This window comes from Pseudomonas sp. AC193, assembly GCF_979258075.1.
In genome coordinates this window covers 726,303-751,993 of record NZ_OZ409832.1, presented here as the reverse complement: position 1 = coordinate 751,993, position 25,691 = coordinate 726,303, and the positions used below count along the sequence as shown (strand labels likewise).

Sequence of the window (25,691 nt, the reverse complement as noted above, 5' to 3'; positions counted from 1 at the left end):
GATTGTTGTTGTTATTAAAGCGGGTTAAACAGAAATCGTGAGGACAGCGCTATCTCTTTCAACACACTCATACCGCCTGTTTCAGACCGTGGGCTTGCCACCAGACGTGAGCCTGGGACGCCAGTTCTTCAACGCTGTGGATCGAAGCATTCAGCGCCAGGGTCAACGGCTCGCCCTTGGGCGATTCGAGGGTGGCGAACTGGCTTTCGATCAACGTGGCCGGCATGAAGTGGCCCGGACGGTGGGACACACGTTCAGCGGCGACTTCAGGGGTCAACTCAAGAAACACGAAGCCCAGGCCCGGCAAGGCGCTGCGCAACACTTCGCGATAACTGTGTTTGAGGGCCGAGCAGGTCAGCACCGGGCGTTTGCCCAGCGCATCGACGCGACGCAATTCGACGCACAGGCTGTCGAGCCAGCCGGCGCGGTCGTCGTCGTTCAGGGGGATCCCCGCGCTCATCTTTTCGATGTTCGCGGCCGGATGGAAAGTATCGCCTTCAATGGCAGTGGCGCCGCTCAATTGGCACAGGGCCTCGCTGACGCACGTCTTGCCGCAACCGGCAACGCCCATGATGACCAGGGCGGTGATGGGATGACTCATATAACACCTCAGCGCGCAGACAGCGCTACCTTTGCTAGCTATGACTCTAGTGCACAGGCAGAAGTTGCCGACGCCTTCTTGTCGTTTTTTTGGGTTGCAGCAGGTTTGCGCCCAACGCCAAAAAGCGAAGATCAGGCACGGACCTCGCTTACGCATTTACAGCTGCATCAGGACAGCGCTACCTTAGTGCCTTGATTTTTGTTTGGCAAGCCGTCGATGACCACCCCTAAAAACGATAAAAATACCCGCACCACCGGCCGTCCCACCCTGAATGAAGTTGCCCGCCTGGCCGGTGTCAGTCCGATTACCGCCTCCCGCGCCTTGCGTGGGGTCAGCACCGTGGCCACCGAACTGGTGGAAAAAGTCCGCAAAGCCGCCCTCGAACTCAACTACGTGGTCAACCCTGCCGCCCGCGCTCTGGCCTCGGCGCAGAGCCATTCGGTGGTGGTTTTGGTGCCATCGTTGTCCAACCTTTTGTTTATCGACACGCTGGAAGCCATTCATCGGGTGCTGACGCCCAAGGGCTTCGAAGTACTGATCGGCAACTTCCACTATTCCCGCGATGAAGAAGAAAACCTGCTGCGCAATTACATGGCGTATCAGCCGCGCGGATTTCTGCTGACCGGGTTTGATCGCACGGAAAGTTCGCGGCGGATGATCGAGGCGAGCAACATTCCCTGCGTGTACATGATGGAACTGGACAGCGCTGCCGGGGTGAATTGCGTCGGGTTTTCGCAGCTGAGTGCCGGGGAAACGGCGGCTGAACATTTGCTCTCTCGTGGGCGCAAGCGTCTTGCTTACATTGGCGCGCAACTCGATCAACGTACGTTGTTACGCGGTGAGGGTTTCCGCAAAGCACTGCAGAAGGCCGGGCGTTACGACCCGGATCTGGAAGTGCTGACGCCCCGTGCTTCGTCGGTGGGCTTGGGCGGGGAATTGTTTTTGCAGTTGCTCGCGGCGCATCCGGATGTTGATGCGATCTTCTTTGGCAACGACGATTTGGCGCAGGGTGCTTTGCTGGAAGCGTTGCGCAATGGCATCAAGATTCCTGAACAGGTGGCGATTCTCGGTTTCAACGACTTGCCGATGTCCGAACACATGGTGCCGCGTTTGAGCAGCATCAACACCCCGCGCGAGGCGATCGGCCGGCGCGCGGCGGAGCAGATGTTGACGTTGATGGCCGGCAACTCGGTCGCGCGCCCGGTGGAAGACATGGGCTTCGAACTGAAGATTCGCGAAAGTACCTGACGCTTCGCAATCCGATCACGCTCTGCGTGGGAATGCCTCAACGGACGCTCCGCGTTCGGCGGTGAAGGGACGCAGAGCGTCCCGGGCTGCGTTCCCACGCGGAGCGTGGGAACGATCAACCACTCAACAGATCAACGAGGGCCAATGCGCCTTTCTGTAGCGGCTGGCTTTTGAGCCACACCGCGTGCACCGGCATCACCAGACCGTTTTCAATATTGCGGAAATTCAGCCGTTTCAGCCGGCCGCTGTCCAGTCGCGATTGCACCACCGACAACGGAAAATTGCCCCAACCCAATCCCGCCTCAACCATCTCCATCGCCGTTTCCAGACTGTCGGTGCGCCAATACGACTCTGCCACCAACGGCCGCGTCTCGCTGATCGGCAAGTCGCGACTGGCGACGATGATCTGCCGCACATGCACCAGATCTTCCAGAAACAAATCCTGCCCCCGCAACAACGGGCTGTCCGCCGCCAGCGTGGCGATCATCCGTTCGCTGCCGACAAACTGGAAACGCTCCAGCACGTTCATGCTCAACCCGGCGAACGCCAGGCACACACTGACCCGACCACTGTGCAGCATCGCCAGCACGTCATCCTGCGGCGCGGTCAGCACTTCGATGTCGAGCAGCGGATGACGCTCAGCAATCACCTTGATCGCCGCCAGCAGACGCCGCCGATCAATGTCCGCAACCACGCCAATCGACAACTTGCTCTCCAGCCCCAACGACAACTCCACCGCATGCACTTGCAGTTGCTTGAGTTGCTCGGCGATCAGCCGCGCGTGCGGCACCAGTGACAGCGCCATTGCTGTGGGTTGTGGCTCGCGATGGCTGCGGTCAAACAGCAGATAACCGAGTTCGGCCTCAAGGTTGCCAATACTCATGCTCACCGCCGATGGCACCCGACCCAATGCCCGAGCCGCCGCCGAAAACGAGCCGCGCTCAATCACCGCAAGAAACAACTCAATGCTGTCGCTGTTGAAATTCACTTCACCTACCTATCACCAAAACTGAAAGCTACTGACTTTTTCTGTCAGTCCTATTGAAGCTATCTTTCGTCGCCTTCGCCAGTCCCGCTGGCCAACAAACGGCAAGAAAGAGGCAATTCCCATGCAAGGCGTCAAACGCAAACTGGTCTACGTGTCGCTCTACGAAGTGATCGGCATGACCTTCTCCGCCCTCGGTCTGGCGCTGTTGTCCGGCACATCCCCGGGCAGCACCGGGCCACTGGCGGTGATCATCACCACCATCGCCGTGACCTGGAACTTCATTTACACCTCGCTGTTCGAGCGCTGGGAAAGCCGTCAGGTGTCGCGCACGCGCACGGTGAAACGCCGCATCGCCCACGCCATCGGTTTTCAGTTGACCTTGATCGTGTTCCTGATTCCGTTGATTGCGTGGTGGATGAACATCAGGCTGGTGCAGGCATTTCTGCTGGATCTGGCGCTGATCATTTTCATCCCGTGCTACACCTTCGCGTTCAATTGGCTGTTCGACCGGATTTTCGGTTTGCCGGCCTCGGCACTGCCGGATTCGGCGGCTGCGGCATAAATCGTTAATTCGTAAGCAGATATTGCAAGAAATCAGCGGTTTCCCGGGGCAAATCGCTGATCTTCACAATCCGTGGTTTCCGATAGCAGGCTAAGCTTTTCCATCAATAAAAAATGGATCTGCCCATGACTGCACACGCCCCCGCCGCCGCGCAAAGCGACGGCATCGACCCGATCCGCGCTGCCGAAGTTTCCGCCCGTATCGACCGTCTCCCCGCTGTCGCGACGATCTGGCGATTGGTGGCGCTGCTGTCGATCGGTGGTTTCTTCGAACTCTACGATTTATTCCAGACCGCCTACATCAGCCCCGGACTGATCCGCGACGGCATCTTCGCCACCGGCAATCAGGGCGTGTTCGGTTTCTCCGATCAAGCAGCGTTCGCCTCGGCGACGTTTCTGGGATTGTTCCTCGGCGCCAGTCTGCTCAGTCCGCTGGCGGATCGCTTCGGTCGCCGCGCGATCTTCACCTTCGCGCTGGTCTGGTACACCGTGGCGACGGTGTTGATGGGTATTCAGAGTTCGGCGCTGGGCATCATTTGCATGCGTTTTCTGGTCGGCATCGGTTTGGGCATCGAGTTGGTGACCATCGACGCTTACCTCTCGGAACTGGTGCCCAAACGCATGCGCAGCTCAGCGTTCGCTTTCGCGTTTTTCGTGCAATTTCTCTCGGTGCCGGCAGTGGCGTTGATGTCGTGGTGGCTGGTGCCGCAAGCGCCGTTCGGTGTGTCCGGCTGGCGTTGGGTGGTGTTGGCGAGCGCGGTGTTTGCGCTGTTTATCTGGTGGTTGCGCAAGCGTCTGCCGGAGTCGCCACGCTGGTTGGCGCAGCACGGACGATTCGACGAAGCCAACCGGATTCTCGATAACATCGAGGCACGCTGCGAGAAGGATCATGGCCAGCCATTGGACATGCCGGAAACCGTGCCGGTCGATGTTGAAGGCAAGGGTCGTTTCGCCGACATCTGGCAACCACCGTATCGCCGCCGCGCCTTGATGCTGATCGTCTTCCACGTCTTTCAAGCGATCGGTTTTTTCGGTTTTGGCAATTGGTTGCCGGCGCTGCTGTCCGGCCAGGGCGTGAGCGTCACCCACAGTTTGATGTACGCCTTCATCATCACCCTCGCCTACCCGCTCGGGCCGCTGCTGTTCGTCAAGTTCGCCAACCGTTTCGAGAACAAATGGCAGATCGTCGGCTCGGCCCTCGGTGCGATGACCTTCGGTACGTTATTCGCGCTGCAGACCAGTGCCTTCGGGCTGATCTTTTGCGGGGTGATGATCACCTTCTGCAACGCCTGGCTGAGCTTCAGTTATCACTCGTACCAGAGCGAACTGTTCCCGACCAATATTCGCGCCCGCGCGGTAGGGTTCTGCTATTCGTTCAGTCGTTTGTCGACGGTGTTCAGCAGCCTGCTGATCGGCTTTTTTCTCGACAGTTTTGGCACGCCCGGCGTGTTGGCGTTCATTGCCAGCAGCATGTTGATCGTGATGCTGACCATCGGCTACTTCGGCCCGCGCACGCGTAATCTGGCGTTGGAAAACATTGCTCATCGCTGATAGCGGCAAAGATATCGCCGAGCGCTTGCAGGACAAGATGAAGTTGGCGGAATCGGAGAAAAACAACGACGTGAAGGACAGCGATAAAACGGCGGACAAATTCCTCGCTGGCCTCTAATCCGAAGATCTGCACAAAACAAATGTGGGAGCGGGCTTGCTCGCGAAAGCGGTGTATCAGTGAAATTTCCACCGACTGACACACCGCTTTCGCGAGCAAGCCCGCTCCCACAGGTTTTGTGTTGTTAGAAAATGTCAGTTCAGTTGCAGGGTTTCGTTGAACTGGCTGATGGCATCGACGACGTGGCGTGAGCCTTGCTGAATCTCCTGAATCACTGCCCCCGCCTCGTTCGCCAGCTCCACACCAAGTCCGGTACGGCTGAGACTCGACTGCATGCTCGACACCGCGCTCAGCGACAGGTCGTGGTTGCGGCGCACCACATCGACGATCTCTAAAGTAGCCTGACTCGTTCTTGCCGCCAGACTTCGCACCTCATCCGCCACCACGGCAAACCCGCGCCCATGCTCGCCGGCACGCGCCGCTTCGATCGCGGCGTTGAGCGCCAGCAAATTAGTCTGATCGGCAATCCCGCGAATGGTCTGGACGATGGTGCCGATGATGTCTGACTGTTTGCTGACCGCATCGATGCTGACTGCCGCTTCGTTGAGGTCGCGGGAAATGTCCTGAATGATCTGCACCGTTTGCTGCACGACTTGTGAGCCTTTTTGCGCGCAGGCGTCGTTTTGTACCGAGGTGCTGTGGGCCGATTCCGCGGCGTTCTGCAGCGTGGTCATTTGCTGGGTGATGTCGCTGGCGAATTTGACCACTTTGTACAAGCGGCCCTTGGCGTCGAACAGCGGGTTGTACGAGGCTTCGAGGTATACCATGTGCCCGGACTTGTTCTTGCGCTCGAAACGGTGCGAGTGATATTCGCCGCGATTGAGCGAAGCCCAGAAAGCTTTGTATTGCGACGATTCGGATTCGCTGCGGTGGCAGAACATGCTGTGGTGATGGCCAACGACTTCGTTGTGCGAGTACTGCATGGTCTTGAGAAAGTTGTCGTTGGCGGTGATGACATTGCCTTCCGGGGTGAACTCGATCACGGCCATCGAGCGACCGATCGCCGCGAGCATGGCTTCTTCTTCATGCTCCTTGTTAATCCGCGCGGTAATGTCGGACGCGACTTTGATCACGCTTTTAACTTGCTTGTCCGGGCCATACACCGGCATGTAACTGGCTTCGAGCCAGACTTCCTTGCCACTTTTGTTCAAACGCAGAAACGTCCCGCTGATCGGTTCACCACGGGCCAGGTCGCGCCACAACTTGGCGTATTCCTCGCTGCGATAAAACGCTTCTTCACAGAAGATCCGGTGATGTTTGCCGCGCACTTCATCGGCGCCATAGCCCATGGTTTTACAGAAATTTTCGTTGGCATCCAGAACGATGCCGTCGGGGGTGAATTCGATCATCGCCATCGAACGGCTGATCGCGGCCAACTTGGCATTGGCCTCGGTCAAGGCACAGCTGAATCGTTCGATTTCCAGCAGGTCAGCCTTGTGATGTAGGTTAAACATGGTTGTATCACCTTCCGCGCGGACTTTTGATTTGATGAAAGTTCAGGTCTTTCACGATCCACCACTACGTTCCAAAGAACAGGCACACGCATTCCTCCACGGGAGGAAGTTGTCAGGTGATAAATGATGGTCAATCGGAGAGTCCATGCAGCGACGCTCTAATCAAGACATCCTTCTCTTGATAGCCCGCTCGCGGGCCAGCCCTAACGCGTTGAAGAACTTCCATTTAAAAAATGCTCCTTGTTGGTTCAGTGTCGGTGCCTTGGGTTGCGCACTCTGGCAGCATGAATTTGCAGACTAACCGTGCACGGTCGACATAGTTAGTTACAGAGCAGCATAGCTAGCGCAAAACCTTGCGCAAGGCCACTAGTCGGCCAGTAGTGAGGACTTTTTGCACAAGAATCGGTTCAGCGCGAAGGGAGGTGTTGGCGGGGCGGACGCTTTCGCGAGCAAGCCCGCTCCCACATGAGAATGCATTTCAAGTGTGGGAGCGGGCTTGCTCGCGAAGGCGCCAGAAGCAGCACTACAAAAACATCAGAAAAAACCTACAAACCTGCACTCACTTTGCTCGCCACTTCTGCTGGCACCCACGCCTTCCATACCTGCGGCTGATCGCGCAAAAACGCCTGCGCCACCACCCTCGGTTGCAAACGTTTTTCACTCATCCCCGCCAGCGTCTGGTTCAACAGATCTATCGGCAAGTCGACCTTCTCAAAAAACGTCACCAGTTCCGGGTACTGAGCCTTGAACGGCGCCGACACGCCAATCGCCAGACTCGCCGGCATCGACCGCGTGCCTTTGGGATTCGGATTATTGGCATCGGCCAAGGTCTTCCAGGCTTCGGCATCAAACGGCGGTTCTTCGAGTTTCACCAGTTTGAAACGCCCGAGCAGCGGCGTTGGTGACCAGTAGTAGAACAGCACCGGTTTGCCACGTTTGATCGACGACGCCACCTCGGCATCCAGCGCCGCGCCGGAGCCGGTGCGGAAGTTGACGAAGCTGTCGTTGAGCGCGTAGGCCTTGAGCTTCTGAGTGTTGACGATCTCCGACGTCCAACCCGTCGGGCTGTTGAGGAAACGCCCACGGCTCGGGTCTTCAGGATCACGGAACACGTCTTTGTAGCGCGGCAGATCCGCCACCGACTTCAGTTCCGGCGCCAAGGGTTTGATGCCGCGCTCGGGGTCGCCCTTGATCACGTACTCCGGCACCCACCAGCCTTCGGTAGCGCCTTTCACTGTATCGCCGAGCCCAAATACTTTGCCTTCAGCAGCAGCCTTGACCCACGCCGGACTGCGCCCCGCCCACTCTTCGCCGATCACTTGAATATCGTTTTTTGCCAACGCCGCTTCGAGGCTGACGGTGCTGCCCGGCAGCGTATCGGTCGGGTAGCCGTAGCCTTTTTCGACGATCAGGCGCAGCACTTCGGTGATAAAACTGCCGCTCTCCCAAGTGATGTCGCCGAAGTGGATCGGCGCGGTTTTCTCCGCCGCTGAAACAACGCCGACGCTCAGGCTCAGCGCCAGCAGCGAACCGCCGAGCAGGGTTTTGATCGATCTCATGCAGACCTCTTGTCTTGTAGGAATTGGTTGGCGCTGTGGCGATCGCACAGGGCTTGGGAACGGGTCATGTACACGCTGACCGAGCGCTGGGAGATGCCCAGTTCGGCAGCAATTTGCGGGTAGGTCAGGCCATCGATGCGGGCGAGCAGAAAGGTCGAACGGACTTTGCCGGGCAGGCGTTGCAGGGTGTGATCGAGGCGTTTCAGGGTTTGCGACAGTTGCGCGAGATGCTCGGGCGACGCGGTGCCCTCCTCATCGACCTGTAGCTGATGCCGACGCTGTAGATCCGCACGGCGCCAGTGCTGATAAAGCAGACGTTGGGCGACGGTGGTGAGCAAGGCGCGGGGTTCGCGGATGGCGGTCAGGGATGATGATTCAAGCAGTTGCGCGAAGGTTTCGGCGGCGATGTCTTCAACGCTCGCCGCGTCGTACAGATGCCGACGCAGATAGGTGCAAAGCCAGTGGTGATGGGCGCGGAACAGGCCGGCCAAGTGTTGGCGATGGGAAAGGTCGGCGCCGGACATAGGGGCTCCTGGGTTAGGGGTCGCTGAATGTCCGGTGTTCCGGTGGCGCGATCGTAGCAAGGCGCCTTATGCATTAATAATATTTAAATTTCATTTTTATATTCAATTATGGAATACAAGATCAAAAGATCGCAGCCCGGAACGCGATCCCTGTAGGAGCTGCCGAAGGCTGCGATCTTCAACGCAAGCGGCCATACCCCAACTCCTCAGCCTCACGCTGGTAGTCGAGCACCACCTGATAATCACCCTCTCCCGCCGCCAACACCTCAGGCAATCCCAACGTTTGCACAACATCCGGAAGTTCGTGCAACGACTGATTCATCACTTGTCGCAGCCGCTCGATCTGTTCGTCCGTAGCACTGGCGACGGTGATAAAAGGCAACGTCGGACTGAACGCACTGCGTCCAACAACACGTAGTCCCCTGACTTCCTCAGGCGCATGCTGCGCGAGGTAGGCGTAGGTGACGCTGTCGATGGCGGCCAGATCTGCGCGCTTCTCACGCAACCAGCGCAGGCTTTCACGGTGACCGCCGCTGTTGCCGACCGTGGAGAAGAATTGCCCATCGCGATGCAACGGGGCGAGGCGTTGTCGCAACAGGTTCATGCCGCTGTTGGAGTCGTCGCTGTTGATCACGCCGCGACTGTCGCGAAAGGCTGGCAAGGTTTTGCGTGGGTCATCAGCGCGGCTGAGGATCAGGCTGCAATGGTTGCCGGCACTGGCGTCGGGGAGTTCGTAGCGTGGGCGGCCGATCACACGAACCTGGCCTTTTAATGCCGTCATCAATGGATAGCCGCAGGTTTGTGTGAGCAGCAGATTGGGGGATAACCAGAGTTCGCGCAGTGACAGGCCTTCGGTGTTCAGCCGTGTATGGCCGAGGTGTTCCAGGATGCGCCCGAGCCAGCGCTCGTTGGCCACACGGATGGGCTCGGGGGCGGTGTACATGAGGAGCTCGGCGTGGTGTTGAGTCATGCGCATATTTCCTGACAACAAATTTCCAACTGTAGGAGTGAGCCTGCTCGCGATAGCGGTTTTTCAGTGACATCTTCGGTTCTGATACACCGCGATCGCGAGCAGGCTCACTCCTACAGGGAGTTATGTGGTGATCGTGAGACTAGTGATAAGGATGCTCGGGGCTGTCGATCGGTCTGACGCCATGCTCCCGCCACAACTGCCCATACCCCTGCACCAGAAACCCGCCACTCCTCGCCACCCATTGCTCGCGATTCGCGCGATACACCTTGGGCAAGTCGTACCACGCCAGCCCCGGCAAATCATGATGCACCAGATGGAAATTCAGATTGAGAAACAGCCAGCGCCACGGCCATCCGGCTTCGTTCAGCACCGTGCGCTGCTCCGGTTGCGCGTGCGGTCGATGTTCGTAGTAGGAGCGGATCATCGCAATCGACAGCGCCGGCACACTGATCAACAACAGGTAATGCCACACCGGCAACACGCTGTAGCGCGCGATAAACCACAACATCAACAGCGTGAACGCGCCATGGGTCAGCCACATCAGCCAGGCTTGGCGCTCACGGTTTTTCAGCCGCTGCAATTCTTCACTCGCCAACGCCAGCAAGCCCAGCGGCGCACCGATGGCGAAACGCCCGAGCACGGTTTTATTCAGCCAGTGCAGGCTGCGTTCAAACAGCGAACTGCCCTGCCAGCGCCCCCGCGTCAGGTAACGGCTTTCCGGGTCGACACCGGGCACCGTCAGATCTTCATCGCGGTGATGCAGTAAATGGCTGTCGCGATACAGCGTGTACGGATACCACACGGCAAACGGCGCATAGCCGAGGATTTTATTGAAGCGAGTCCAGCGCGTCGGATGGCCGTGGAGCAATTCGTGTTGCACCGACAGCCACAGCACCAGCAGCGGAATCAGCAGCACGGTACTGAAACCCCGTCCCAGCCAGTGGCTGTTCAACATGATTGCAAACCAGCCGCCATACACGCCGATCAACAACAGCCAGGTCGGCCAGTCGCTGCGAGCGGTAAAACGTTGGCGCAGGGTTTCGATGTGTTGACGGTGGGCGGCGTCGAAATAATGAGACATGGCGTTGCTCGCAGCGGGTTCCTTCCCTTTCTGTGCAACGACCACCGAGAATCTTGCAGATTATTTTGGATCAACAGGGAAGCCCGAGAACCGGGCTTCCGAAAGGCGTGATCAATGACCGAAAATATCGGTTTTCTTGGCCTTCTTCTCCGCGCGTTTTTCAATCGCGGTCTTGGCCGGTTTCTTCTTCGCGGCTTTCTTTGAATCCATACCTTTGGACATGATGCGTACTCCACTCACAGGGGATGTGAGCTCAGGTATACACCTATCCAGACGCGCGCGTTCTTTTATAATCGCCGCGAAATCTACCGACAGTCAGAACCCATGCCCGATACCCAATACAGCCTGCTCGACGCGTCTCTCTGGCCGTTGATGAACAAGTTTTACCGCAGCCACCAATCCTCGATGAAAGCCGTGCGTGATGCGCAATTGTGGGTGGCGCGACGTGGGGAAATTGTTGCAGCGTTGTGCTTGCGACCGGTGGCGGGTGGGCATTGGTTGACCGGGTTGTTTGTTGATCCGGGGTGTCGGGATCAGGGGATTGCGGCGCAGTTGATGGCAGCGGCGGTGCAGGATGTGACGGAACCGGTGTGGCTGTTCTGTCATCCGGATTTACGCGGGTTTTACGAGCGGCGCGGGTTCCGGTTTGATCCTGAGTTGCCGCAGGCGATGGCGGAGCGATTGAGCCGGTATGCGCGGAGCAAGCCGATGATTGCGATGGGGCTGGGGTGAAGATCAAAAGATCGCAGCCTTCGGCAGCTCCTACACCTATCCCTGTAGGAGCTGCCGAAGGCTGCGATCTTTTGATTCTGGTTAATCGTCAGCTGTGGGATCGAGATCCGGGAACATCACTTCGGTGAAACCGAATTTGCTGAAATCGGTAATCCGCGACGGGTACAACCGGCCGATCAGGTGATCGCACTCATGCTGTACCACCCGCGCATGAAAACCTGAAGCCACACGCATGATCGGCTCGCCCTTCGGATCAAAACCCTCGTAGCGAATCTGCTGATAACGATCCACCGCGCCGCGCAACCCCGGCACCGACAAACACCCTTCAAACCCCTCCTCCATCAACGGATTCAACGGCGTGATCAGCGGATTGATCAGAATCGTCTGCGGCACGGCTTCAGCGTCCGGATAACGTTCGCTGTGCTCGAAACCAAAGATCACCAATTGCAGATCGACGCCGATCTGCGGTGCGGCCAGACCGACGCCGCCGACACTTTCCATGGTCTGGAACATGTCGTCGATCAGTTGCCACAGCTCAGGGCTGTTGAACATTTCCGGCGGCACCGGCGGGGCGATGCGCAGCAAGCGCTCGTCGCCCATTTTGAGGATTTCACGGATCATGATGTGGCTTCGTCAGTGTCCGGCTTGAGCGAGTGATCGCGGCCCAGGCCCGAGACGTGTTGTTTGGGTTGTTCATCGAGTTCGCCGGGGACTTTCTCGCCCTCGTCTTTGCCCTCGCTGGACATGTGCTCGATCACCGCATTCATCTCCGCGCCGAGCAGCAGCACCGCGGCAGAAATGTAGAAGTACAGCAAGAGCACGATGATCGCCCCGATGCTGCCATACATCGCGTTGTAGTTGGCGAAGGTTTTCACGTAGAACGCGAAACCCAACGAGGCGATGATCCACACCACCACGGCCAATACCGAGCCCGGAGTGATGAAGCGGAATTCCTGTTTGACGTCGGGCATCACGTAATAGATGAGGGCCACGGCGACCATCATCAAAATCACGATCACCGGCCAGCGCGCGATCGTCCAGATGGTCACGATGACCTCTTCCAGCCCCACTTGCGCGGCAATCCAGCCCATGACTTGCGGGCCGAGCACCATCAGCGCGGCGGCCATCAGCAGCATGCCGGCGATGCCGACGGTGTAGACCACCGACAGCGGAAAGCGCTTCCAGATTGGTCGGCCTTCGACCACGTCATACGCCGCGTTCATCGCGCTCATCATCAGGCGCACGCCGGCAGACGCGGTGTACAGGGCGATGACGATACCGACCGAGAGCAAGCCGCCCTTGGACTGCTGCAACTGGTCGATCACCGGGTTGACTGATTCCAGCGCCTGCGGCGGCAGCACCAGTTCCGATTGCAGGCGCAGCCAGGAGAAGAAGTCCGGCAGGTGCAGGAAACCGATCAGGGCAATCAGAAACAGGATGAACGGGAACAGCGAGAACAGCATCTGGTAGGCCAGTGCCGAGGCGTAGGTCGACATTTCGTCATCGACGAATTCAGTGACCGTGCGCACCATCACTCGGTGCAGGGGCAGACCTTTCATGTCTGGAAATATCATTCGCGTCTCCTTTCGCCGCAATACAGGTTTGAAGTCGTGGCGACTCAGGGGCCGTTTTTTACATCAAGGTAGCTTGTTTGGCGAACCTTGGTGGGTGTCAGCAGGATTTCGACACAAAAACGGCCATCCTTGGATGGCCGCTCGTGTCTTTCGTTCAAGGCTGGATTACGCCTTGTCGACGCCTTTTTTGACAGCGTCCTTGGCTTTGCCGACCGCTTGCTGGGCTTCGCCTTTTTTCTCCTGGACTTTGCCTTCGGCCTGCAGCTTGGTGTTGTCGGTGGCTTTACCGACGCCTTGCTTGACGTTGCCGACCGCTTCGTTGGCCATGCCTTTTACTTTATCGCCTGTGCTACTCATGGTGTTTCTCCTTGGTGCAATTAGGGGGAAAAGTCAGTACGTAATGATTGACTGGCCGGGTTTGCGCCAAGTTTCATTTATTTTTCGCCGGATCATTTCGTCGCGACGAACAGGTTGGGCTTTATGTTTGCGTGCAATGCCCCGAGAATGCGCAGCATAAGGGCGCCACGCGCCAGGAACCGATCCTGCAGGAATGTTATGAAACTCGATAAAACGCTCGCCATCGCCCGTAGAAACAAGGAACTGGGCGGCGCCGTGCTCGGCACCAACAATTGCCACTTCGCCGAACTGAACCGCAACCGCAACATCTGGTGGTTCGACCTGCCAGTGTCGCGTCTGGCGATTGGTCAGTACGAGTGGATTCACCTGCTGATGCACACGCCGGCCACCGACGAACTGCTGCACCTGAAAGTGCCGACGGTGTTTCTGCGTGAAAAGCTCGAAGGGCTGGTTATTCGCAATGAAGGCAAGCGCAAAGCGGCGCTGAGCCTGGAATTGAGTGCAGACAAGGATTCGTATCTGCAGGACATGCGTCCGGCGGGGACTAATGTGAATTTCGCGCCGTTCCGTCAGTAGGATCAGTGCCGCTCCCTTCCCCTCACCCTAGCCCTCTCCCAAGGGAGAGGGAACTGACCGAGGTGTTTGGGCGAGGTACGCCGACATGGGATATCGAGTCGAACTCAGGTTTTGAACTGCACGTGATCGGCCCCCTCTCCTTCGGGAGAGGGCTGGGGTGAGGGGCAGGTTCAACGCATAACCCAAGCCATGCTCTGCACCAACAAAAAGCCCCGCATCTGCGGGGCTTGGTGTTTTAGGCGGCGGACTTGGCCTTGATCTTCTTCAGCTCTTCATCGCGCAGTTCGCGGCGCAGGATCTTGCCGACGTTGGTGGTCGGCAGCGCATCGCGGAACTCGACCGAACGCGGCACCTTGTAACCGGTGACGTTGGCGCGCATGTGCTCCATCACCGTTTCCTTGGTCAGCGTCACGCCCGGTTTGGCGACGATGAAAATCTTGATCGCTTCGCCCGACTTCTCGTCCGGGATGCCAATGGCCGCGCACTGCAACACGCCCGGCAGGGTCGCCAGCACGTCTTCCAGTTCATTCGGATAAACGTTGAAACCGGAGACCAGAATCATGTCTTTCTTGCGATCGACAATGCGCATGTAGCCGTCCGGCTGGATCAGCGCGATGTCGCCGGTTTTCAGCCAGCCGTCGCTGTCGAGCATTTCGTCGGTGGCTTCCTGACGCTGCCAGTAGCCCTTCATCACTTGCGGGCCCTTGACGCACAGTTCGCCGATTTCGCCCATTGGCTGCTCGACACCGGCATCGTCGATGACTTTGCACAGGGTCGACGGCACCGGAATGCCGATGGTGCCGATCTGGATGTTCTGGATCGGATTCACCGTGGCGACCGGGCTGGTTTCGGTCATGCCGTAACCTTCGCAGATCGAGCAACCGGTCACCGCTTTCCAGCGCTCAGCAGCGGCCAGTTGCAGGGCCATCCCGCCCGACAATGTCACTTTCAGCGCCGAGAAGTCCAGCTTGCGGAAACCTTCGTTGTTGCACAGCGCCACGAACAGCGTGTTGAGGCCGACGAAACCGCTGAACTTCCACTTCGACAGTTCCTTGACCATCGCCGGCAGGTCGCGCGGGTTGCTGATCAGGATGTTGTGGTTGCCGATCAGCATCATCGCCATGCAATGAAAGGTGAACGCATAGATGTGGTACAGCGGCAGCGGCGTGATCAGGATCTCGCAACCTTCATTGAGGTTCGAGCCCATCAGTGCCTTGCATTGCAGCATGTTGGCGACGAGGTTGCGGTGGGTGAGCATCGCGCCTTTGGCCACGCCGGTGGTGCCGCCGGTGTATTGCAGCACCGCGACATCGCCGCTGTGCGGGTTGGCTTCGGCCACAGGCTGGCCTTGGCCTTTGCTCAACGCGTCGTTGAACTTGATGGCTTTCGGCAGGTGGTAAGCCGGCACCATTTTCTTCACGTACTTGATGACGCTGTTGATCAGCAGGCGTTTGACCGGCGGCAACAGGTCGGCAACTTCGGTGACGAAAACGTGTTTGACGCCGGTTTTTGGCACCACGGTTTCGGCCAGGTGCGCCATGTTCGCCAGGCAAACAAGGGCTTTGGCACCGGAGTCGTTGAATTGGTGTTCCATTTCCCGCGCGGTGTACAGCGGGTTGGTGTTGACCACGATCAGCCCGGCACGGATGGCACCGAAGACGGCCACCGGGTACTGCAGAACGTTGGGCAATTGCACGGCGATTCGATCACCGGGCTGCAAGTCGGTATGCTGTTGCAGATACGCGGCAAACGCACCGGACAATTCGTACAGTTCACCGTAGGTGATTGTCTTGCCCAGGTTGCTGAAAGCCGGTTTGTTGGCGAAGCGTTGGCAGGACTGCTTCAACACTGCCTGAATATTCGGGTACTCATCTGGATTGATGTCGGCAGCAATTCCAGCGGGGTACTTATCCTTCCAAAAGTCTTCGTTCATGGAAGCCCACTCCTCAGCAACGCGAATTCTTCACCGCATTTGATGCGATTATTATTGGTGTGTGTTTTGTATTGGTGAATCTGGCTTTTTGATAGGCCGAGAAGTCACAAAGCGCGCCGAGAGTAGCAGCTTTGCCGAGGGTCGACTAGAGCCAAAAGCGGCCCATACAGTCATATTTATGACTCAAGACTTGCTAACAGTCATTTTAGAGCAAAAATCCTAGAACACCTTGAAAGTCCCGCAAAACGGGGCTTCAAAGCAAAAGATCGCAGCCTTCGGCAGCTCCTACATTGGAATACGTTTCCTGTAGGAGCTGCCGAAGGCTGCGATCTTTTTGTTTTCAGGCGTTAAGCGATATCGCGCAACTCACGCCGCAGAATTTTCCCTACCGGCGTCATCGGCAACGACTCGCGCAGCACGATGTGCTTCGGCACTTTGTACGCGGTGAAATTCTCTTTGCAGTACGCCTTCAGCTCTTCAAGACTCACGCCGGTTTCCCGCGCCACCACAAACAGCTTCACCGCCTCGCCCGAACGCTCGTCCGGCACGCCGATCACCGCGCAGTTGGCGACTTTCGGGTGGGCCATCACCACGTCTTCGATCTCGTTCGGGTACACGTTGAAACCGGAGACAATGATCATGTCCTTCTTGCGATCAACGATGCGCACGAAACCGTCCGGGTCGATTACTGCGATATCGCCGGATTTGAACCAGCCTTCGGCATCCAGTACTTCGGCGGTGGCCTCGGGTTTGTTCCAGTAGCCCTTCATGATCTGCGGGCCCTTGATGCACAGTTCGCCGCGCTCGCCCATTGGCTGCTCGACGCCATCATCGTTGATCACTTTCAACAACGTGCCCGGCACCGGCAAACCGACTGTGCCGAGGCGCGATTGATCGCCGTACGGGTTGGTGCACGCCACCGGCGAGGTTTCGGTCAGACCGTAGCCTTCGGTGATGCGGCAACCGGTCATCTGTTCCCAACGCTCGGCGGTGGCTTTGACCAGCGCGGTGCCGCCAGAGTTAGTGAGTTTCAGGCTGGAGAAATCCAGGGTCTTGAAATCCGGGTGATCCATCAGCGCAACGAACAGTGTGTTCAGCCCCAGCAACGCCGAGAAACGCCAGTTCTTCAGCTCTTTGATGAACCCGGCAATGTCGCGCGGATTGCTGATCAATACGTTGTGGTTGCCCGAGACCATCATGCACATGCAATTCGCGGTGAACGCATAGATGTGGTACAGCGGCAGCGGCGCGATCATCACCTCCTGACCTTCGCGCAGCAGTGGCTGACCATCCGGCCCGAGCTGCGCCAGACACGCGCGCACTTGCTGCATGTTCGCCACCAGATTGCCGTGGGTGAGCATCGCGCCCTTGGCCAGTCCGGTAGTGCCGCCGGTGTATTGCAGCACGGCGATGTCGTCGAGGCTGACCTTCAACGGCTTGATGCCCAAGCCCCGGCCCATACGCAGCGCACTCTTGAAGGAGATCGCCTGCGGCAGCGAATACGCCGGCACCATTTTTTTCACTTTGCTGACCACGGTGTTGATCAGCCAGCCTTTGGCGGTGGGCATCAAGTCGCCCATCTTCGCTTCGATCAGGTATTGAATGTCAGTGTCGGGCAGCACTTCCTGGACTTTCTGGCCGAACATGTTCAGGTACACCAACGCACGTGCGCCGGAATCCTTGAACTGGTGACGCATTTCCCGCGCGGTGTACAGCGGGTTGGTGTTGACCACGATCAGCCCGGCGCGCAAGGCACCGAACACGGCAATCGGGTAATGCAGGACGTTGGGCATCTGCACGGCGATGCGATCGCCCGGCACCAGATCGGTGTGCGCTTGCAGGTAACCGGCGAAAGCGGCGCTCTGACGTTCGAGCTCGGCGTAAGTCAGGGTCACGCCCATGTTGCTGAATGCCGGGCGATCCGCAAACTTCTTGCAGGAGCGCTCAAACACCTCGATCACCGACTTGAACTCACCCATGTCGATGTCCAGCGGTACGCCGGCCGGGCGTTTGTCGTTCCAGAAATCAGGTTGCATTGTTCTTGTCCTCTTTACCTGAGCCGATCCGGGCCGCTTTCTGTCATTTCTGAAAAAGCGGAGCTTCACGGACACTAGCAGTTATGGCCATTGAGGCAAATACGGGCAAAGCCGTCATTGATCGTGTGAATCTTCCTGCCGTGGCGTGGGCTGATCAGACGCGCTATACAATGTTCCGACTCTGAGCAAAGGAATCGCCATGATCCACCACCCCCTATGGCTGGACGCGAGTGACCGCAGCCGCCTGTTCGTCAACCAATGGCTGCCCGCCGCGCCGTTGAAAGCGGTGATCCTGCTGGCCCACGGCATGGCCGAACACAGCGGCCGCTATGCCCGTTTGGCCGACACGTTTTGCGACAAAGGTTATGGCGTTTACGCGCCGGATTTGCGCGGACATGGCAAAACTGCCGAACACGGTACGCTCGGACATTTCGCCGACGACGATGGCTGGTGCAAGGTGCTGGGTGATTTGGCGAGCCTCAATCAACACATCGGCCAGCAGCACCCCGGCGTGCCGATCATCCTGCTCGGCCACAGCATGGGCAGCTACCTCGCGCAGGCCTATCTGCTGCACCACAGCGCCAGTTTGCAGGGGGCGATTCTCAGCGGTTCGAACTTTCAGCCAGTGGCGCTTTATGGCGCGGCACGGCAGATCGCCCGACTGGAAAAACTGCGTCAGGGCGGCAAGGGGCGCAGTGCGCTGATCGAGTGGTTGTCGTTCGGCTCGTTCAACAAAAAATTCAAACCGGTGCGCACGCCGTTCGACTGGCTCAGCCGCGATCCGGCTGAAGTCGACCTGTACGCCAACGACCCGTTGTGTGGCTTTCGCTGCACCAATCAGCTGTGGATCGACTTGCTCGGCGGCTTGCAGCAAATCAGCAAAGCGTCCAATCTCGCCCAGATCAACCCGGGCCTGCCGTTGCTGGTGATTGGCGGCGAATGTGATCCGGTGAGTGAAGGCAAGCGTCTGACTGATCTGGCCAACGCTTTGCGCTCGGCCGGCAGCCAGAACCTGCAACTGCAGATCTACCCGCAGGCGCGGCACGAATTGTTCAACGAAACCAATCGCGATGAGGTGATTGCCGATGTGCTGGCCTGGATCGATCAGGTGCTCAGCCATCCGCGCCCGCAACGCAGCGAATAATTTTTTGTGGATTTATTTAATCCGTCACAGGAATCGAGACCGATGACCCAGGTTACCAACATCCCTTACGAAGCCCTCGAAGTCGGCCAGACCGCCAGCTACAGCAAGACCGTCGAAGAGCGCGACATTCAACTGTTCGCCGCGATGTCCGGCGACCACAACCCGGTACACCTGGACGCCGAGTTCGCCGCAGCCAGCATGTTCAAGGAGCGCATCGCTCACGGCATGTTCAGTGGCGCGTTGATCAGCGCTGCCGTGGCGTGCGAAATGCCTGGGCCGGGCACTATTTATATCGGTCAGCAGATGAGCTTTCAGAAGCCGGTGAAGATTGGCGACACGTTGACAGTGCGTCTGGAAATCCTCGAGAAACTGCCGAAGTTTCGTGTGCGCATTGCTACTCGTGTGTTTAACCAGCGTGATGAGTTGGTGGTGGATGGTGAGGCAGAGATTCTGGCACCGCGTAAGCAGCAGACGGTGACGTTGCCGACATTGCCGGCCATCAGCATCGGCTGATTTAAAAGATCGCAGCCTTCGGCAGCTCCTACATTGGAATGCGTCCCTGTAGGAGCTGCCGCAGGCTGCGATCTTTTGCTTTAAAAACAAACATAAAAAAACGCCAGACTGGCTGGCGTTTTTTGTTACTGGCGTACGCTTACGAGCGTGCGCGAGCCTGGTTACGCAGGGCTTTCACCTGGTCGTGGTTGCGTTGTACGCCGTGGTACTGACGTTCAACCAGGTCACGAATGCCCACCAGGTTGTGCTTGTTGATTTTTTCCAGTGCTTCTTTGTAAGCCTTCAGCGCATGGTCTTCACCACGTTCGGCTTCGTTCAGCACAGCCTCTTCGTCTTTGCCGGTGAACATCGCTTTAACGTCGACCCAGCGACGGTGCAGATCACCGCTGACGCTGGTGGAAGTTTCCGGATCGCCGCCCAGTTTGCGAACTTCAGCTTGCAGCTCAGCTGCAGCGGTAGCGCAATCGGCGGAGCGGGTCACGAACAGGGTTTTCAGTTCTGGGTGCTTGATGTCTTCAGCGCAAGTCTTGAACCCTTCCTGACCGTCCTTGCTGGTTTCAATCAGGTCATTGAGTACAGAGATGGCTTCTTTATTCATGTCGGTCATTTTTCAATTCCTTGCGATCGGTGGAAGATGCAAGGGATATTGCAGTGTGCGTGCCAGTTTTTACTCTGATAGAAAACACATATAAATCACCAACTTAAAGATAAATGAACTATCTGTGTTGCGGTTATTTGCATGATCTGTCATTTGGCCTGCATGCAGAATGCCTGTATTTTCCAATCTGATTTGAAGCCAGACGATCCTTTTGATGAATCCCGAAAAACTCGAACTGCTGATCACCCGAGAAATGCCCTTCGGCAAGTACAAGGGCCGGATCATCGCCGACCTGCCAGGCCCTTACTTGAACTGGTTCGCCCGTGAAGGTTTCCCGCACGGCGAACTCGGCGGATTGCTTGCACTGATGCAGGAGATCGACCATAACGGTTTGTCCGAGCTGCTCGAACCGCTGCGTGCCAAACATGGCAAACCCGCCCCGCGCCATTGAAGCGCCCTCCTCTATAGAGCCAGCCGCCATGCCCGATAACACCCTGCGCGCCCGTGATGAAGCTTTCTGGCAAATGTTTGTCGGCCGCTATGACGTCCAACCCGGCCCGATCAATCTGGAGAACGGTTACTTCGGACGCATGTCGCGCACGGTGATCGAGGAGTACCAGCGCAACATCGAGCTGATCAACACCAGCAATTCGGTGTATGTGCGCCAGCGCTACGAGCAATACGACAACCTCGACATCCGCGCACAACTGGCCGAGCTGATCGGCGTGCGCGCGCAGAGTGTGGCGTTTACCCGCAATGCCACTGAAGGCCTGCAATCGCTGATCCGCAACTACAACCGCCTGCAACCCGGCGATCAGGTGCTGATCTGCGACCTCGAATACGATACGGTCAAAGGTGCCATGCGCTGGCTAGCCAAGCATCGCGGCGTCGAAGTCATCGAGATTGACCACGCGCATCCGGCGACTTTCGAGAGCCTGCTGGCCACCTACCGCGAAACCTTTATTCGTCACCCGAAACTGAAACTGATGGCGCTGACGCACGTCACCCATCGCACCGGTCTGGTGATGCCGGTGCAGGCCATCGCCGCGCTGGCCAAAGAGCATGGGATCGACATCATCCTTGATGGTGCCCATGCCCTCGGCCAGATCGAGTTCGACTTCGAAGCCCTCGGCATCGCCTTCGCCGCGTACAACCTGCACAAATGGATCGGCGCACCGCTGACTCTCGGTTTCCTCTATATCGCTCCGCAGCGGCTGGCCGATATCGACCCGGACATGGGCGAGATGCACTACCCGGTCAACGATATCCGCTCGCGCACCTCGTACAGCACACCGAACATTCCGGCGCTGATGAACTTGCCGCTGGTGTTCGAAGAGCATCGCTCGCTCGGCGGCGCAGCGGCCAAAGGGGCGCGAATCAATTACCTGCGCAACCTGTGGGTCAGCGCCGTGCGCCAGTTGCCGGGTATCGAAGTGATGACGCCAGACGATCCACGCTTGTATTGCGGGATCACTGCGCTGCGTTTCACTCGCCATGACAATCAACAGGCGATGGCCGAGCGTCTGCTCAACGAATACAACCTGTTCACCGTGGTGCGCACCGGCGCTGCCTGCGGGCCGTGCATTCGCATTACGCCGGGGCTGACCACCACCGCCGCCGAGATGCAATTGCTCACGCGCGCGCTGAACGAGCTGCGCTGAATCGCTCAGACGGTGTATTTGTCGAAGTCCTCGGGTTTGATCTGCGACGACATCGCAAAGGTGTCGATGCCGATGGTCAGGTGGCCGAAGAAACCGTCCTCGTGGGAGTCGCGGCCGATCGGCCAAACGGTCAGGGTCGAAGCCTCGCCGCCCATGTCGGCGTAGAAACTGTCCTGAGCATTGTTCAACGCTGTTGAGGCGCGACCGCGATAGGCTTTGGCATTGAGCACCGAGCGCGACACTACTTCGGGGAAGTACAATTGGCCGACCCACGCCACGTTGCGCTCTTCGAGGTACTCGGTACCCGAGACCATGCGCACCGCCACATGGATGTGCAACGCACGACCGGCGTAGAACCCCGGATAGATCGTGGTAAAGCGCGCCCTGCCCTTGTGATCACAGAACTGACTGCCGCGCAGGTAGGTGTCATCGTCGGTGCGCGGGATCGAACCGATGGCTTCGGCGTCGACTTCGAGATCCGGGTTGATCCGGCTCCAGCCCGAATACGCACCGCGAGCGTTGCAATGCCAGATGTCCACCAGCGCGCCGCTCACCGGTTCGCCCGTCATCGCATCAACGATGGTCAGGCGCAACAGCAGCGGCAAGCCTTCCGCACCTTCGCTGATGTTGCGGCGCAGCAGTTGCGGGTTGCGAAAATACGGCCCGGCGATTTGCTCGGGGGCCAGTTGATACACCGGGTTCGGTGAGGGTGTTGCAGCGTCTCGATCCATGATGCGTTCTCTCTTCCATAAGAGAACGCAGATTAGCGCCACGCAATCGCCTGTGTGCGGTAACTATGTATCGCGTCGTAACTCCAGGCTGCGATCTTTGGGCGTAGCCATTTGAAAGCAAGATCAAAAGATCGCAGCCTCGTTGCACTCGACAGCTCCTACATCGCATCCCGTAACAACGCCCTGTAGGAGCTGCCGAAGGCTGCGATCTTTTGATGTTGGCTTTTCTGCGGGCAAAAAAAACGGTGCGCCGACCGAGCGCACCGTAAAGCCGTAGAACACACAACGAAGTGTTTGGTAACAATCAGTCCAGCAGCGCCAACGCCTCAGCGGTGCATTCCTGAATGCGGGCCCAGTCGCCGTTCTTGATCCACTCCGGATCAAGCATCCAGCTACCGCCCACGCACATGACGTTTTTCAGCGCCATGTAGCTTTTGATATTGGCCGGGCCGACGCCACCAGTCGGGCAGAATTTCACTTCGCCGAACGGGCCACCGAGGGCTTTGATTGCTGCGACGCCACCGCTGACTTCAGCCGGGAACAGCTTGAAGCGGCGATAACCCAGACCGTAGCCTTCCATGATGCCGGAGGCGTTGCTGATGCCCGGCAACAGCGGAATCGGGCTGTCGACGCTGGCTTCCAGCAGGTCACGGGTAATGCCTGGGGTGACGATGAATTGCGAGCCGGCAGCTTCGGCCGCCGCGAGCATGTTGCGATCGAGCACGGTGCCGGCACCGGTCATCAGTTCCGGACGCTGGTCGCGCAGGATCTGAATGGCCTTGAGGCCGAACTGCGAACGCAGGGTCACTTCCAGCGCGGTCAGACCACCGGCGGCCAAGGCGTCGGCCAGTGGCAGCACGTCCTGTTCGCGGGCGATGGTGATCACCGGCAGGATCCGCGCCTTGGCGCAGAGGCTGTCGATCAGGGCAACTTTGTCCGCCATGGAAACGGTCGGGGATGGGGTTGTCATAGCGGCTGTTCCTTGGCTCATGGGCACCAGTAAATCTCTAACGTAGGTTGCAGAAACGCGCGCACCGGCATGGCGGCGACGTCATCGGATGCCAGCGCGGCATTCAGGGTGGTCAGTTTCGACTGACCGGAAATCGACAGAATTTTGTGTTTCGCCGAAGCCAGCAGCGCACGGCTCATGGTCAGGCGCTGACGCGGCACGCTCGGCGCCAGCATCGGCCAGCAACGGCGGGTGCCATCGGCTTGCAGCGCTTCGGCAAGGTTCGGACTGTTCGGGAACAGCGACGCGGTGTGACCGTCATCGCCCATGCCCAACACCAGCACGTCAATCGGCGGCAGCTCGGCGAGCAATCGATCAGCCTGTTCAGCAGCCTGCTCGACATTCGCCGCAGCGCTATAAAGGCTGAGGAACTGCGCTTTCGCCGCCGGGCCTTTGAGCAGGTATTGCTTGAGCAGACCGGCATTGCTGTCGGCATGTTCAACCGGTACCCAGCGCTCGTCGGCGAGGGTCACGATGACCTTCGACCAGTCCAGTTCCTGTTTGGCCAGGTGCTGGAAAAACGCCACCGGGCTCCGACCGCCCGACACCACCAGCACCGCGTTGCCGCGTGCCGCAATGGCCTCGCTCAGTTGCTTGGCGACATTCAGCGCCAGACCTTCAGCCAACAGCACCGGGCTCTTGAATTCGTGAGCGTTTACGCCCGCAGGCAGTTGCACATTAGATATCGCCATACCACGACCTCCCGTCCCGCGTGATCAATGCAATGGAGCTCATCGGCCCCCACGACCCGGCCGCGTACGGCTTGGGCGCGTCACCGGATTTTTTCCAACCGGCGATCAACTGGTCACACCATTTCCACGCGGCTTCGATTTCATCTTTACGGACAAACAGGTTCTGATTGCCGTTCATCACTTCCAGCAACAACCGCTCGTAGGCATCGGGGATCCGCGCGCTACGCCAGGTGTCGGAGAAATTCAGTTGCAGCGGCCCGCTGCGCAGTTGCATGCCTTTGTCCAGGCCCTGCTCTTTGGTCATCACGCGCAAGGAAATGCCTTCGTCCGGTTGCAGGCGGATGATCAGTTTGTTGCTGATCTGCAAGCGCTGCTCGGGGGCGAAAATGTAGTGCGACGGTTCCTTGAAGTGGATAACGATCTGCGACAACTTCTGCGGCATACGCTTGCCGGTGCGCAGGTAGAACGGCACGCCGGCCCAGCGCCAGTTGCGGATGTCGGCACGCAAAGCGACGAAGGTTTCGGTGTCACTCTGGGTGTTGGAATTTGGTTCTTCGAGGTAACCCGGGACGGATTTGCCTTCGCTGTGGCCGGCGATGTACTGGCCGCGCACTACTTGCGTGGTCAGACCTTCCGGACTGATCGGCGCCAGCGCCTTGAGCACTTTTACTTTTTCGTCACGGATGCTGTCGGCGGACAAGTCGGCCGGCGGATCCATGGCGATCAGGCAGAGCAACTGCAACAGGTGATTCTGGATCATGTCGCGCAGTTGGCCGGCCTTGTCGAAGTAGCCCCAGCGGCCTTCGATGCCAACCTTCTCGGCCACGGTGATTTCCACGTGGGAGATGTAATTCTGGTTCCACTGGGTTTCGAACAGGCTGTTGGCGAAACGCAGGGCGATCAGGTTCTGAACGGTTTCTTTGCCCAGATAGTGATCGATGCGGTAGGTGCGGTTCTCCGGGAAGAACTGCGCCACGGCATCGTTAACCTTGCGCGACGATTCGAGATCGGAGCCGATTGGTTTTTCCAGCACCACGCGGGTGTTTTCTGCCAGACCGACGCTCGCCAGGTTCTCGCAGATCGCGCCGTACACCGCTGCCGGTGTGGCGAAGTAAGCAATCATGCGCTGCGTGCTGCCAGCCTGTTCGGCCAGCGCGACATAGTCTTCAGCCTTGAGGAAGTCGACGTGCAGGTAGCTCAGGCGCGCAAGAAAGCGCTCGGCCACGGCTTCGTCCAGCTCTTTGCCGACATAGCGACGCAGTTCGGCGGCGATGAACGCCAGGTGCTGCTGCTCGGTGCCGTCTTCTCGGGCCAACGCGATGATGCGCGTGTCCTCGTGCAACAGATCGGCGCCATCGAGGTGATACAGGGCAGGAAACAGCTTGCGCAGGGCCAGATCGCCGAGAGCGCCGAACAAGGCAAAGGTGCACGGTTCAACCGTAATCGAAGGCATGATGTTTGTTCTTTTATCAAGTTA

General features: G+C 58.4%; 26 protein-coding genes and 2 pseudogenes. 10 read left to right on the top strand and 18 right to left on the bottom strand.

Going from position 1 to position 25,691, the window contains the following annotated elements:
* Window positions 1-67 precede the first annotated feature (67 nt).
* A complete protein-coding gene (locus ACZZ0D_RS03545; RefSeq protein ID WP_426619276.1) occupies window positions 68-601 on the bottom strand; it encodes a gluconokinase in 534 nt (177 codons plus the stop codon).
* A gap of 216 nt (window positions 602-817) precedes the next feature.
* Between ACZZ0D_RS03545 and gntR the strand changes: the two genes are divergently transcribed.
* Window positions 818-1,849, top strand: coding sequence for an HTH-type transcriptional regulator GntR (gene gntR, locus ACZZ0D_RS03540; RefSeq protein ID WP_053122969.1), 1,032 nt, complete (start codon window positions 818-820; stop codon window positions 1,847-1,849).
* A gap of 115 nt (window positions 1,850-1,964) precedes the next feature.
* On the opposite strand, the gene ACZZ0D_RS03535 is transcribed toward gntR, so the two are convergent.
* Complete coding sequence (locus ACZZ0D_RS03535) at window positions 1,965-2,837, bottom strand: LysR family transcriptional regulator (protein ID WP_463552468.1); 873 nt, start codon at window positions 2,835-2,837, stop codon at window positions 1,965-1,967.
* Window positions 2,838-2,958: 121 nt separating this feature from the next.
* Here ACZZ0D_RS03535 and ACZZ0D_RS03530 point away from each other — a divergent pair, with 121 nt between their 5' ends.
* From ACZZ0D_RS03530 to ACZZ0D_RS03520, 3 genes are all read left to right on the top strand, one after another.
* Window positions 2,959-3,399, top strand: a complete 441-nt coding sequence (locus tag ACZZ0D_RS03530; RefSeq protein ID WP_463552467.1) for a PACE efflux transporter — start codon at window positions 2,959-2,961, stop codon at window positions 3,397-3,399.
* 125 nt (window positions 3,400-3,524) lie between these two features.
* The gene (locus ACZZ0D_RS03525) at window positions 3,525-4,949 is read left to right on the top strand and encodes an MFS transporter (protein WP_463552466.1); all 1,425 of its coding nucleotides are present in this window, start codon (window positions 3,525-3,527) and stop codon (window positions 4,947-4,949) included.
* The gene (locus ACZZ0D_RS03520) at window positions 4,936-5,067 is read left to right on the top strand and encodes a hypothetical protein (protein WP_463552465.1); all 132 of its coding nucleotides are present in this window, start codon (window positions 4,936-4,938) and stop codon (window positions 5,065-5,067) included. The genes ACZZ0D_RS03525 and ACZZ0D_RS03520 overlap by 14 nt, the downstream gene beginning before the upstream one ends.
* A gap of 134 nt (window positions 5,068-5,201) precedes the next feature.
* On the opposite strand, the pseudogene ACZZ0D_RS03515 reads toward ACZZ0D_RS03520, so the two are convergent.
* The 6 genes and pseudogenes from ACZZ0D_RS03515 to ACZZ0D_RS03490 form a co-directional block, all read right to left on the bottom strand.
* Window positions 5,202-5,630 (bottom strand): annotated as a pseudogene (locus tag ACZZ0D_RS03515) (methyl-accepting chemotaxis protein); the annotation flags it as partial.
* Between the two features lie 114 nt (window positions 5,631-5,744).
* Window positions 5,745-6,521, bottom strand: a pseudogene (locus ACZZ0D_RS03510) (PAS domain-containing protein); the annotation flags it as partial.
* Window positions 6,522-7,066: 545 nt separating this feature from the next.
* On the bottom strand, window positions 7,067-8,080 hold the full coding sequence (locus tag ACZZ0D_RS03505; protein WP_463552464.1) for an ABC transporter substrate-binding protein: 1,014 nt from the start codon (window positions 8,078-8,080) through the stop codon (window positions 7,067-7,069).
* Window positions 8,077-8,604, bottom strand: coding sequence for a sigma-70 family RNA polymerase sigma factor (locus ACZZ0D_RS03500; protein ID WP_463552463.1), 528 nt, complete (start codon window positions 8,602-8,604; stop codon window positions 8,077-8,079). The genes ACZZ0D_RS03505 and ACZZ0D_RS03500 overlap by 4 nt, the downstream gene beginning before the upstream one ends.
* A 178-nt stretch (window positions 8,605-8,782) precedes the next feature.
* On the bottom strand, window positions 8,783-9,574 hold the full coding sequence (locus tag ACZZ0D_RS03495) for a phosphate/phosphite/phosphonate ABC transporter substrate-binding protein (RefSeq protein WP_463552462.1): 792 nt from the start codon (window positions 9,572-9,574) through the stop codon (window positions 8,783-8,785).
* Window positions 9,575-9,716: 142 nt separating this feature from the next.
* A complete protein-coding gene (locus tag ACZZ0D_RS03490) occupies window positions 9,717-10,658 on the bottom strand; it encodes a fatty acid desaturase (RefSeq protein WP_463552461.1) in 942 nt (313 codons plus the stop codon).
* A gap of 324 nt (window positions 10,659-10,982) precedes the next feature.
* On the opposite strand from ACZZ0D_RS03490, the gene ACZZ0D_RS03485 reads away from it, so the two are divergent.
* Window positions 10,983-11,390 carry a GNAT family N-acetyltransferase gene (locus tag ACZZ0D_RS03485; protein WP_426619269.1) on the top strand — a complete coding sequence of 136 codons (408 nt, stop codon included), beginning with the start codon at window positions 10,983-10,985 and terminating at the stop codon, window positions 11,388-11,390.
* Window positions 11,391-11,471: 81 nt separating this feature from the next.
* Here ACZZ0D_RS03485 and def read toward each other — a convergent pair whose 3' ends face one another.
* The 3 genes from def to ACZZ0D_RS03470 all read right to left on the bottom strand — a co-directional run bounded on the left by def (window position 11,472) and on the right by ACZZ0D_RS03470 (window position 13,321).
* Window positions 11,472-12,011: a peptide deformylase gene (gene def, locus ACZZ0D_RS03480; protein WP_053122989.1), complete on the bottom strand. Its 540-nt coding sequence runs from the start codon at window positions 12,009-12,011 to the stop codon at window positions 11,472-11,474.
* Window positions 12,008-12,964, bottom strand: a complete 957-nt coding sequence (locus ACZZ0D_RS03475) for a YihY/virulence factor BrkB family protein (protein ID WP_053122992.1) — start codon at window positions 12,962-12,964, stop codon at window positions 12,008-12,010. Before ACZZ0D_RS03475 ends, def begins: the two co-directional genes overlap by 4 nt.
* 165 nt (window positions 12,965-13,129) lie before the next feature.
* Window positions 13,130-13,321: a CsbD family protein gene (locus ACZZ0D_RS03470; protein WP_053122994.1), complete on the bottom strand. Its 192-nt coding sequence runs from the start codon at window positions 13,319-13,321 to the stop codon at window positions 13,130-13,132.
* 198 nt (window positions 13,322-13,519) lie between these two features.
* On the opposite strand from ACZZ0D_RS03470, the gene ACZZ0D_RS03465 reads away from it, so the two are divergent.
* The gene (locus ACZZ0D_RS03465) at window positions 13,520-13,897 is read left to right on the top strand and encodes a hypothetical protein (RefSeq protein WP_008082340.1); all 378 of its coding nucleotides are present in this window, start codon (window positions 13,520-13,522) and stop codon (window positions 13,895-13,897) included.
* Between the two features lie 235 nt (window positions 13,898-14,132).
* Here ACZZ0D_RS03465 and fadD1 read toward each other — a convergent pair whose 3' ends face one another.
* A complete protein-coding gene (gene fadD1 / locus ACZZ0D_RS03460) occupies window positions 14,133-15,830 on the bottom strand; it encodes a long-chain-fatty-acid--CoA ligase FadD1 (RefSeq protein WP_212548889.1) in 1,698 nt (565 codons plus the stop codon).
* Window positions 15,831-16,177: 347 nt separating this feature from the next.
* Complete coding sequence (gene fadD2 / locus ACZZ0D_RS03455; protein ID WP_426619268.1) at window positions 16,178-17,866, bottom strand: long-chain-fatty-acid--CoA ligase FadD2; 1,689 nt, start codon at window positions 17,864-17,866, stop codon at window positions 16,178-16,180.
* Window positions 17,867-18,065: 199 nt separating this feature from the next.
* Here fadD2 and ACZZ0D_RS03450 point away from each other — a divergent pair, with 199 nt between their 5' ends.
* Complete coding sequence (locus tag ACZZ0D_RS03450) at window positions 18,066-19,010, top strand: alpha/beta hydrolase (RefSeq protein WP_053123001.1); 945 nt, start codon at window positions 18,066-18,068, stop codon at window positions 19,008-19,010.
* Between the two features lie 42 nt (window positions 19,011-19,052).
* Window positions 19,053-19,523: a MaoC family dehydratase gene (locus tag ACZZ0D_RS03445; protein WP_053123003.1), complete on the top strand. Its 471-nt coding sequence runs from the start codon at window positions 19,053-19,055 to the stop codon at window positions 19,521-19,523.
* A 139-nt stretch (window positions 19,524-19,662) separates the two neighbouring features.
* Here ACZZ0D_RS03445 and ACZZ0D_RS03440 read toward each other — a convergent pair whose 3' ends face one another.
* Window positions 19,663-20,130 carry a ferritin-like domain-containing protein gene (locus tag ACZZ0D_RS03440; RefSeq protein ID WP_038369175.1) on the bottom strand — a complete coding sequence of 156 codons (468 nt, stop codon included), beginning with the start codon at window positions 20,128-20,130 and terminating at the stop codon, window positions 19,663-19,665.
* A gap of 205 nt (window positions 20,131-20,335) precedes the next feature.
* On the opposite strand from ACZZ0D_RS03440, the gene ACZZ0D_RS03435 reads away from it, so the two are divergent.
* A complete protein-coding gene (locus ACZZ0D_RS03435) occupies window positions 20,336-20,572 on the top strand; it encodes a DUF3820 family protein (RefSeq protein ID WP_003213031.1) in 237 nt (78 codons plus the stop codon).
* 28 nt (window positions 20,573-20,600) lie between these two features.
* The gene (locus ACZZ0D_RS03430; RefSeq protein ID WP_463552460.1) at window positions 20,601-21,782 is read left to right on the top strand and encodes an aminotransferase class V-fold PLP-dependent enzyme; all 1,182 of its coding nucleotides are present in this window, start codon (window positions 20,601-20,603) and stop codon (window positions 21,780-21,782) included.
* Window positions 21,783-21,787: 5 nt separating this feature from the next.
* On the opposite strand, the gene ACZZ0D_RS03425 is transcribed toward ACZZ0D_RS03430, so the two are convergent.
* From ACZZ0D_RS03425 to zwf, 4 genes are all read right to left on the bottom strand, one after another.
* Window positions 21,788-22,513 carry an intradiol ring-cleavage dioxygenase gene (locus ACZZ0D_RS03425; protein ID WP_463552459.1) on the bottom strand — a complete coding sequence of 242 codons (726 nt, stop codon included), beginning with the start codon at window positions 22,511-22,513 and terminating at the stop codon, window positions 21,788-21,790.
* Between the two features lie 304 nt (window positions 22,514-22,817).
* Window positions 22,818-23,483, bottom strand: a complete 666-nt coding sequence (locus ACZZ0D_RS03420; protein WP_008082815.1) for a bifunctional 4-hydroxy-2-oxoglutarate aldolase/2-dehydro-3-deoxy-phosphogluconate aldolase — start codon at window positions 23,481-23,483, stop codon at window positions 22,818-22,820.
* A gap of 17 nt (window positions 23,484-23,500) precedes the next feature.
* Window positions 23,501-24,214: a 6-phosphogluconolactonase gene (gene pgl, locus ACZZ0D_RS03415; RefSeq protein WP_159812809.1), complete on the bottom strand. Its 714-nt coding sequence runs from the start codon at window positions 24,212-24,214 to the stop codon at window positions 23,501-23,503.
* Window positions 24,201-25,667, bottom strand: a complete 1,467-nt coding sequence (gene zwf, locus ACZZ0D_RS03410) for a glucose-6-phosphate dehydrogenase (protein WP_053123011.1) — start codon at window positions 25,665-25,667, stop codon at window positions 24,201-24,203. Before zwf ends, pgl begins: the two co-directional genes overlap by 14 nt.
* Window positions 25,668-25,691: the final 24 nt, after the last annotated feature.

What these genes read in the sequence shown, in the direction of transcription:
- ACZZ0D_RS03440 (WP_038369175.1), bottom strand. Translation starts at nt 20,130, where the DNA reads ATGACCGACATGAATAAAGAAGCCATCTCTGTACTCAATGACCTGATT.
- fadD2 (WP_426619268.1), bottom strand. Translation starts at nt 17,866, where the DNA reads ATGCAACCTGATTTCTGGAACGACAAACGCCCGGCCGGCGTACCGCTG.
- ACZZ0D_RS03425 (WP_463552459.1), bottom strand. Translation starts at nt 22,513, where the DNA reads ATGGATCGAGACGCTGCAACACCCTCACCGAACCCGGTGTATCAACTG.
- ACZZ0D_RS03430 (WP_463552460.1), top strand. Translation starts at nt 20,601, where the DNA reads ATGCCCGATAACACCCTGCGCGCCCGTGATGAAGCTTTCTGGCAAATG.
- ACZZ0D_RS03475 (WP_053122992.1), bottom strand. Translation starts at nt 12,964, where the DNA reads ATGATATTTCCAGACATGAAAGGTCTGCCCCTGCACCGAGTGATGGTG.
- ACZZ0D_RS03435 (WP_003213031.1), top strand. Translation starts at nt 20,336, where the DNA reads ATGAATCCCGAAAAACTCGAACTGCTGATCACCCGAGAAATGCCCTTC.
- ACZZ0D_RS03420 (WP_008082815.1), bottom strand. Translation starts at nt 23,483, where the DNA reads ATGACAACCCCATCCCCGACCGTTTCCATGGCGGACAAAGTTGCCCTG.
- ACZZ0D_RS03445 (WP_053123003.1), top strand. Translation starts at nt 19,053, where the DNA reads ATGACCCAGGTTACCAACATCCCTTACGAAGCCCTCGAAGTCGGCCAG.
- def (WP_053122989.1), bottom strand. Translation starts at nt 12,011, where the DNA reads ATGATCCGTGAAATCCTCAAAATGGGCGACGAGCGCTTGCTGCGCATC.
- gntR (WP_053122969.1), top strand. Translation starts at nt 818, where the DNA reads ATGACCACCCCTAAAAACGATAAAAATACCCGCACCACCGGCCGTCCC.
- ACZZ0D_RS03495 (WP_463552462.1), bottom strand. Translation starts at nt 9,574, where the DNA reads ATGACTCAACACCACGCCGAGCTCCTCATGTACACCGCCCCCGAGCCC.
- ACZZ0D_RS03470 (WP_053122994.1), bottom strand. Translation starts at nt 13,321, where the DNA reads ATGAGTAGCACAGGCGATAAAGTAAAAGGCATGGCCAACGAAGCGGTC.
- ACZZ0D_RS03485 (WP_426619269.1), top strand. Translation starts at nt 10,983, where the DNA reads ATGCCCGATACCCAATACAGCCTGCTCGACGCGTCTCTCTGGCCGTTG.
- ACZZ0D_RS03500 (WP_463552463.1), bottom strand. Translation starts at nt 8,604, where the DNA reads ATGTCCGGCGCCGACCTTTCCCATCGCCAACACTTGGCCGGCCTGTTC.
- ACZZ0D_RS03545 (WP_426619276.1), bottom strand. Translation starts at nt 601, where the DNA reads ATGAGTCATCCCATCACCGCCCTGGTCATCATGGGCGTTGCCGGTTGC.
- ACZZ0D_RS03505 (WP_463552464.1), bottom strand. Translation starts at nt 8,080, where the DNA reads ATGAGATCGATCAAAACCCTGCTCGGCGGTTCGCTGCTGGCGCTGAGC.
- ACZZ0D_RS03525 (WP_463552466.1), top strand. Translation starts at nt 3,525, where the DNA reads ATGACTGCACACGCCCCCGCCGCCGCGCAAAGCGACGGCATCGACCCG.
- ACZZ0D_RS03465 (WP_008082340.1), top strand. Translation starts at nt 13,520, where the DNA reads ATGAAACTCGATAAAACGCTCGCCATCGCCCGTAGAAACAAGGAACTG.
- zwf (WP_053123011.1), bottom strand. Translation starts at nt 25,667, where the DNA reads ATGCCTTCGATTACGGTTGAACCGTGCACCTTTGCCTTGTTCGGCGCT.
- ACZZ0D_RS03530 (WP_463552467.1), top strand. Translation starts at nt 2,959, where the DNA reads ATGCAAGGCGTCAAACGCAAACTGGTCTACGTGTCGCTCTACGAAGTG.
- fadD1 (WP_212548889.1), bottom strand. Translation starts at nt 15,830, where the DNA reads ATGAACGAAGACTTTTGGAAGGATAAGTACCCCGCTGGAATTGCTGCC.
- ACZZ0D_RS03450 (WP_053123001.1), top strand. Translation starts at nt 18,066, where the DNA reads ATGATCCACCACCCCCTATGGCTGGACGCGAGTGACCGCAGCCGCCTG.
- ACZZ0D_RS03490 (WP_463552461.1), bottom strand. Translation starts at nt 10,658, where the DNA reads ATGTCTCATTATTTCGACGCCGCCCACCGTCAACACATCGAAACCCTG.
- pgl (WP_159812809.1), bottom strand. Translation starts at nt 24,214, where the DNA reads ATGGCGATATCTAATGTGCAACTGCCTGCGGGCGTAAACGCTCACGAA.